Here is a 243-nt window from a genome sequence, read left to right as displayed (position 1 = left end):
AAACTGAATTAACAGGTACGTTTTGTCTTGTTTAGTTTTCAAAGATCATTTTGTTTGTCCGCTTTGTTAAAGCAACTTTATTAGTATACAACGTCACTTCTTCAAAGTCAACAACTTTTTTTAAAAACTTTTGGTGGAGCCTAGCGGGATCGAACCGCTGACCTCCTGCGTGCAAAGCAGGCGCTCTCCCAGCTGAGCTAAGGCCCCATAAAAAATGGTCGGGAAGACAGGATTCGAACCTGC

1 tRNA gene is annotated in these 243 nt (G+C 42.4%); it reads right to left on the bottom strand.

Annotated elements, in window-relative coordinates:
* Positions 1–131: 131 nt before the first annotated feature.
* Positions 132–207, bottom strand: a tRNA-Ala gene (locus tag CW370_RS21135).
* Positions 208–243: the final 36 nt, after the last annotated feature.

Origin of the sequence: Bacillus sp. SN32, from assembly GCF_002837495.1 — a bacterium.
GTDB lineage: Bacteria > Bacillota > Bacilli > Bacillales > Bacillaceae > Bacillus > Bacillus subtilis.
The sequence above is the reverse complement of the archived record's forward strand: the minus strand, read 5'-3'. Positions and strand labels throughout refer to the sequence as shown.